The organism is Micromonospora sp. NPDC007271 (genome assembly GCF_040634005.1).
In the GTDB taxonomy this organism is placed as follows: domain Bacteria; phylum Actinomycetota; class Actinomycetes; order Mycobacteriales; family Micromonosporaceae; genus Micromonospora.
In genome coordinates this window covers 50,869-57,108 of sequence record NZ_JBEYER010000047.1, presented here as the reverse complement: position 1 = coordinate 57,108, position 6,240 = coordinate 50,869, and the positions used below count along the sequence as shown (strand labels likewise).

Below are 6,240 nucleotides of genomic sequence, written 5' to 3'. Positions count from 1 at the left end.
GCTGCCGGTGCTGCTGCTGCCCGGTGACATCTTCGCCACCCGGCCGGCCAACCCGGTCCTGCAGGAGCTGGAGGACACCCGCTCCTACGACATCAGCGTCACCGACGCGCTCCGCCCGGTCAGCCGCTACTGGGACCGGATCAACCGACCCGAGCAGCTGCCGGCGGGGCTGCTGGCCGCGATGCGGGTGCTCACCGACCCGGTGGAGACCGGCGCGGTCACCCTCGCCCTGCCGCAGGACGTGCAGGCCGAGGCGTACGACTGGCCGGAGGAACTGTTCGCCGAGCGCACCTGGCACGTGCCCCGCCCTCGCCCGGACGACGCGGCCGTGCGACGGGCGGCCCGGATCGTCACGGCGGCCCGGTGCCCGGTGGTGGTGGCCGGCGGTGGGGTGATCTACAGCGGCGCGACGAAGGCGCTGCGCGAGTTCGCCGAGCGGCACGGCGTACCGGTGGTGGAGACCCAGGCCGGCAAGGGCGCACTGCCGTACGACCACCCGCTCTGCCTCGGGGCGGTCGGGGTCACCGGCACCGACACCGCCAACGAGGTGGCCGCGAACGCCGATGTGGTGCTCGGAATCGGTACCCGCTACAGCGACTTCACCACCGCCTCCGGCACGCTGTTCGGCGACGCCCGGTTCGTCAACCTGAACATCACCGGCTTCGACGCCGCCAAGCTCTCCGGTATCCAGGTCGTCGGCGACGCCCGGGAGAGCCTCGCCGCGTTGGACGCGGCCTGCGGCGACTGGGCCACCGCGCCGGCGTACCGGTCGACGGTCGCGGAGCTGGGCGCCCGGTGGGCGGCCGTGGTGGACCGCGCCCGGCACGCCGAGCCGGACGCCGCGCCGACGCAGGCGGCGGTCATCGGCGCGGTCAACGACGCCGCCGGTCCGCGGGACGTCGTGGTGTGCGCGGCCGGCTCGATGCCCGGTGACCTGCACAAGCTGTGGCGCGGCACCGACCCGAAGTCCTACCACGTCGAGTACGGCTACTCCTGCATGGGCTACGAGATCGCCGGCGGTATCGGGGTGAAGCTGGCCGCCCCCGACCGGGAGGTGTTCGTCCTGGTTGGCGACGGCTCCTACCTGATGCTGCCGAGCGAGCTGGTCACCGCGGTCGCCGAGGGCGTCAAACTGGTCGTGGTGCTGGTCGACAACCAGGGCTTCGCCTCGATCGGCCGGCTCTCCGAGAGCGTGGGCGCGCAGCGGCTCGGCACCGCGTACCGGGACCGGTCCGGCGGCCCGCTCCCGGTCGACCTGGCGGCGAACGCGGCCAGCCTGGGCGCCGAGGTGATCCGGGTGCGCACGATGGCTGAGCTGCGCGCCGGGCTGACGGCGGCGAAGGCGGGGGACCGGACGACGGTCGTGCACGTCTCGACGGACCCGATGGAGCCCGGCCCGGCCGGCGGCGCGTGGTGGGACGTGCCGGTCGCCGAGGTGTCGGCCGTGGCGGCGGCGCGGGCCGCCCGGGCCGCGTACGATGCGGGCCGCAAGGCGCGCCGCGCGCACCTGCGCCCTTCCTGAGAGGTGGGATCGGTGTTCCTCGGTGACTGGCTGGGCTCGCTGCTGGGTGGCCTGGTCGTCGGTGTGGTCGGCGACTGGCGGAGGCGCCGGGCCCATTCGCGGGCCGAGGCGGACGCGGCGCAGGCAGAGCCGGTCAGGCTGACGGTGGCGCTCCGCCGTCTCGATCGACGGTTCGTCGCCGGGCGCTGGCGGCACGGAAAGGCGGTGGTCCGCCCCGGGGAGATTCGTTGGGCGCCCCGGTGGCCGAGGATGGGACGGCGCTTCGCCCTGCGCGACGTGGTCTTCGCGGATCGGCGGCGGTCGACCATTCCGGAGCAGTGGTTTCTCAACGCGGGTCTCGTGATCGTCGAGTGCTCGGCAGCCACCGGCCGGTACGAACTGGCGGTCTTCCCGGAGGACATGCGCTTCCTGCGCCCCGAGGTCGGTGACCGGCTGCGTCCGGTGGCCGGCCCGCCCGGCGCGTGATCGCCGGCACGGGTCGGGTCAGGCCGCGGGCGTGACCTGCGCCGGTGCCCGGTCGGGCTGCGGCGCCTGCTCCGGCGGAACGCGCCGGGACGCTGGCCGGGGCAGTGCGGTGGACCGCTCGGCCGGGGAGTCCAGGTCGGCGGCCGGTTCGACCCCCGCTGGTTCGACCCCCGCTGGTTCGACCCCCGCTGGTTCGACCCCGGCCGGTTCGGCCCCGGCCGTAGGCGGGCCGCCCCGCGCCGCCCGCAGCCCCTCCTGGGCGCGGTTCCAGGCGGCGCACGGCCAGGCCGCGCCGAAGCAGCTGCCGTTGTCGCAGGCGCCGTTCTCGTCGGGCTGGTGGGTGTCGGCCACTGCGGTGGCGAGCCGCCACAGCAGCGGGTCGCTCACCTCGGCCGGCCGGTCGTCGCGATCTGTGCTGGCATCAGACATGATGGGTCCCCTCTTCGAGCGGCACCCTTCCTTTCCAGTCCGGTCCTCGGCCAAACCTGCAATCCATAGGTTCAGGGTTCGAGTCCCTGGCGGCCCACTCCTCTGCAGGTCAGCGGCCCTTTGCGGGGTCGCTGTTGCCGTGAGTCGGGCCGGTACAGCAGCGAAGTACAGCAGTAGGGCCTTACCGGTCCAGTGCGCTGCCGAGCCGCTTGAGCGCGTCGCGGGTGGCCGCCGAGGACGCCACCGTGTAGATCTCCATGGTGATGGCGAACTGCGCGTGCCGGAGGATCTGCATCGCCACTCGGGGATGCACGTCCAGATCCGCCAGGAGTGAGGCGCAGGTCCGTCGGGCGTCCCGGACGGTGATACGCCGGACTCCGGCCGCGTCACAGCGCCGGTCCCAGAAGCGGTTGAAGTTGCGCGGCTCGACCGGCCGGCCGTAGCGGGTGGTGAAGATCAGGTCCGAGGGCTGCCAGGCCGGGCCAGCGGTGTCCCGGGCGGCGCCCTGGGCGGCACGGCGGCGGTCGAGCGCCACGGTGCAGATGTCCGGCAGCGGCAGGGTGGCGTCCGAGGCGGCCGTCTTCGTCTCCCGGTGCAGCAGTTCGGCACCGACCCGCTGGAGCTGCCGATCGATGGTCAACTCCCCCGCGTCGAGGTCGACGTCAGCCCAGGTCAGCCCCAGCATCTCGCCCTTGCGCAGACCGAGCACCAGGACCAGGACGTACGCGGCATAGAGCGGGTCGTCGTCGGCACGGGCCGACTCCAGGAAGCGCCGCGCCTCGTCGCTCGTCCACGCCTTCCGCTTGCGCTTCCGCACCGGTGGCAGCTTCACCAGGGACGCGACGTTGCGGGTGATCAGCCCTTCGGTGATCGCCTGGGAGAGCAGCGTCCGGAGCACGGTCCGCAGATGCGTGACACTGGTCGCCGAGGGCAGATCCTGGCAGCAGCGGCCGAGGGCACAGCAGCGACGCTGGGCGGACTTGCGCCGCTCGTCCTTGCCTTGGGCGCAGCACTGGCAGGTCCGCCCCACCTCGTTGATCCACGTCTGGACGTCGCTGACCCGAAGCTTGTCGAGGCGTTTCCGGCCCAGCCCCGGCACAAGGTAGAGCCGGACCACCACCTCGTAGGTGACGTAGCTGCCCGGAGCGAGGTTCGGCTTGACGATCTCGCGCAGCCGCGCTGGCGTCCTCGACGAGCGCCAGAGTAGCACCGGGTGCCGACACGTCAACCCGCCGTGACCTCCCAGGCCGGGGCGGAAGGGCCGGCTGCCGGCCGGTGTGGGAGGACTTTCTGTACGTCTATCAAGGCGGCCCTGAACGGGCCGCACGCGCCGCCGCCTGGGCGCGCGTCCGACGCTCCGCTGTCGCTCCACGCCGGCCACGCAACACGCCCGGCGGCTGGCGCGGAGAGCGGAAAGCCCGGGGGCCGCCGCAGACGGGATGGGCGTGGAAGTGGTGAGGGTTCGTCGCCGGCAGCCGGCCGCGCCGCGCCCGAGCAGCGCGGCGCAGGAAAGGGCGCGCCGGGTCCGCGCGGCAAGCCCAAAGCATGGGGGCGGTGGCCGCGCGAGGCGGGCCGGTCGTCCAGGAGCCGGCTCCACAGCCGCTCAGGGTAAGGTCAACTGCTCACCTGGGAGGGGAGGGGTGGCCGCCGGTGGCCAGCTCCGACCCCGGGAGCCGGGTCCGTGTCGGGCGAGGTTGGGTCAACTGCGCCACGGTGGCGGTGTCCGCTGGGGGCACGGTCCGTGACACGAGAGCCAACCCAGGCTGTTCCGGCAGCGTCCGCACCCGCCTCAAGGTCCGCTTGACATGGCGGGCCGGGCGGTGACGATCTTTTTGCGTCAACGAATCGATTGACTAGCGGCGATTGGCCCCCTAGCATCAAGATCATGTTGCATCTAAATGAGGCTGCAAAGAGGTCCTACGTCCTCCTCGCGGCGATGTTCTCGGCATTCATGCTGATTGTCGGATCCGCAGCTCCGGCTCACGCTGCGACGGATCCGGATTACCGACGCCAGGCGGAGACAACGTTCAAAGTGAGCGCCGGCACGTCGGATACCCCCTGTACGGGTTGGGCGTGGGTCGGCCAGACTTGGAACGGCTATATCGAGGCGTCGACTAAGCTAACCTGTGGTGGCCAGCAGGGTGTTATGGTGGTCCGGGCCCGGATCGCCACGTCCAAAATCGGCGGCCTTGTGACAGGTGGCACCAGGGAATCTAAGTGCGAGCGGTCAGCGTCTTGCATTGTGTCTATCAGCGTCTCCGGCTCCAACGGAAAGACGTACTGCAATCAGGCATTTGCCGCCACTGAAGGGCTTTCTAACAAAGAAGGATTCGGGACCCCCTGCATTACCACCTAAGGTCGACTGGTTGGCTCAAGGTGAACTTGTATAAGCAGATCAGCTCTGTTCCGCATCATTCGATCTGCCAGTGACCCCACAAGGATGTGGACTCGGTTGATTTCTCCTGCATCGCGGCTTAGCCTCTACGCTTGACCAACACGAAACGCCCTGGTGAGGGACGGATCCCTCACCAGGGCGTTTTGTTCCTGTTGACTTATGCCTCGGATGTCGAGGAACGATGTCGATCAAACGCTGATTCTGCCTCGCGCTTCCTCGATCGAGGGGTCAGAGCGTGCCGGGGCGCGCCGGCACGGGTGGTCGACGAGGACCAGGTCCAGGCCGTCACCAGGCCGTCGGAGGACGACTGTGAGCGACCAACGACGACCACTGGTGACAACATCTACCCAGGTGAAAAGGCGTGGTTGACCCGATGACCGGGCCGGCCGGAGCCTCCTTACCTGTAGTTGGTGAACTGATGAGGCTACCCACACGTCCCGTACTGCTGCTCATCCTGTCTGGTCCAGGCCAGGAACGCCGATCCTGTCGCGTTGCAGCCGATGGCGTAGACAGTGGCCAAGACGCCAGAGGCGATCTTACGAACTGCTTCACCCATGGTCAGCCTCCTCTTCCTTGCTCGTCCCGCTGAACGAGTGCGGCTCTTGCGGCCGTCCAGCAGGTGCTTCAGCAGGGGAGCGACGAAGGTCAGAAGACCAACGACTACGAACGTGAGGCCCGCTTTGAACAGGCCGCCAGACCCAGACCAGACAGGACGGGCCGACCGACTAAGTATACGCCGTTTGAGGTTCGTCTTCCCAAGAGCGACAGCCGGCTACGCCATCGGCGGCAGGGCTGCCGACAGCAACGCTGACAGCAACGCCGCCGGACGGCGGCACGCTGAGGAGGACTATCGCGGACGAAGCTCCGAGGACGCAGCCGTTGCCGAACGCGTGCGGACGCGACGCACAGAGCTTGTAAGCGAGTCGTCGCACCGGCCGAGCAGTTCCGCTTCAACGTCTGAACGTCCTAGCATGCGGGCGTGTCAGATGATCCGATCTTCACGGCAGTGCTCGACAGCCTGCTCGACTGTCTGGCGTTCTTCGAGCTGTGCGACGACGAGACACTCCACCCGGACATCGCCGTTCAGCAGCTCGAGGACGCGGCTGACCGCCTCGGCGGTCTGGAGCCGTCCGACCGGGCACGTCTAGCCGCAGCCATCGCAGCCAGAGCAGAGAGCATCCGGCCGCAGTACCGCCAGTTTGTGGAGGATGCGCCGGAGGCGTTCGGCCTCCTGGACGAGGACGACTGACCCGAGCGCCGCCGCCCAGCTGCCGAGTGGCAGCAACCGGCGCGGGCGGAGCTGGCCAGTAACACCGACGCCGGACTGTGGCTGGAGGCCAGCTACGCCGACGGACCCCGCCGGACGAAGCGCCCAGAACTGTAAGCGAGGCGTCAGGCAGCGAGGCAGCAAAAAAGCAGCACGAGCCTT

Annotated in this window: 5 protein-coding genes; 3 read left to right on the top strand and 2 right to left on the bottom strand. The window is 70.0% G+C overall.

Going from position 1 to position 6,240, the window contains the following annotated elements:
* A partial coding sequence (locus ABZ570_RS18425; RefSeq protein WP_358064525.1) for a thiamine pyrophosphate-dependent enzyme occupies nucleotides 1-1,522 on the top strand: 1,522 nt, incomplete at its 5' end.
* 12 nt (nucleotides 1,523-1,534) lie between these two features.
* The gene (locus ABZ570_RS18420; protein WP_358064522.1) at nucleotides 1,535-1,987 is read left to right on the top strand and encodes a DUF2550 family protein; all 453 of its coding nucleotides are present in this window, start codon (nucleotides 1,535-1,537) and stop codon (nucleotides 1,985-1,987) included.
* 18 nt (nucleotides 1,988-2,005) lie between these two features.
* Here ABZ570_RS18420 and ABZ570_RS18415 read toward each other — a convergent pair whose 3' ends face one another.
* Both ABZ570_RS18415 and ABZ570_RS18410 read right to left on the bottom strand, forming a co-directional pair.
* Nucleotides 2,006-2,416 carry a hypothetical protein gene (locus ABZ570_RS18415; RefSeq protein ID WP_358064520.1) on the bottom strand — a complete coding sequence of 137 codons (411 nt, stop codon included), beginning with the start codon at nucleotides 2,414-2,416 and terminating at the stop codon, nucleotides 2,006-2,008.
* Between the two features lie 181 nt (nucleotides 2,417-2,597).
* Entirely contained in the window at nucleotides 2,598-3,626 is a 1,029-nt protein-coding gene (locus tag ABZ570_RS18410) for a tyrosine-type recombinase/integrase (protein ID WP_358064513.1), read from the bottom strand.
* Nucleotides 3,627-5,790: 2,164 nt separating this feature from the next.
* On the opposite strand from ABZ570_RS18410, the gene ABZ570_RS18405 reads away from it, so the two are divergent.
* Nucleotides 5,791-6,060 (top strand): hypothetical protein, encoded by a 270-nt coding sequence (locus ABZ570_RS18405; protein ID WP_358064510.1) that lies wholly within the window; start codon nucleotides 5,791-5,793, stop codon nucleotides 6,058-6,060.
* Nucleotides 6,061-6,240: the final 180 nt, after the last annotated feature.

Coding starts and splice junctions, on each gene's coding strand:
- ABZ570_RS18415 (WP_358064520.1), bottom strand. CDS start 2,416: ATGTCTGATGCCAGCACAGATCGCGACGACCGGCCGGCCGAGGTGAGC.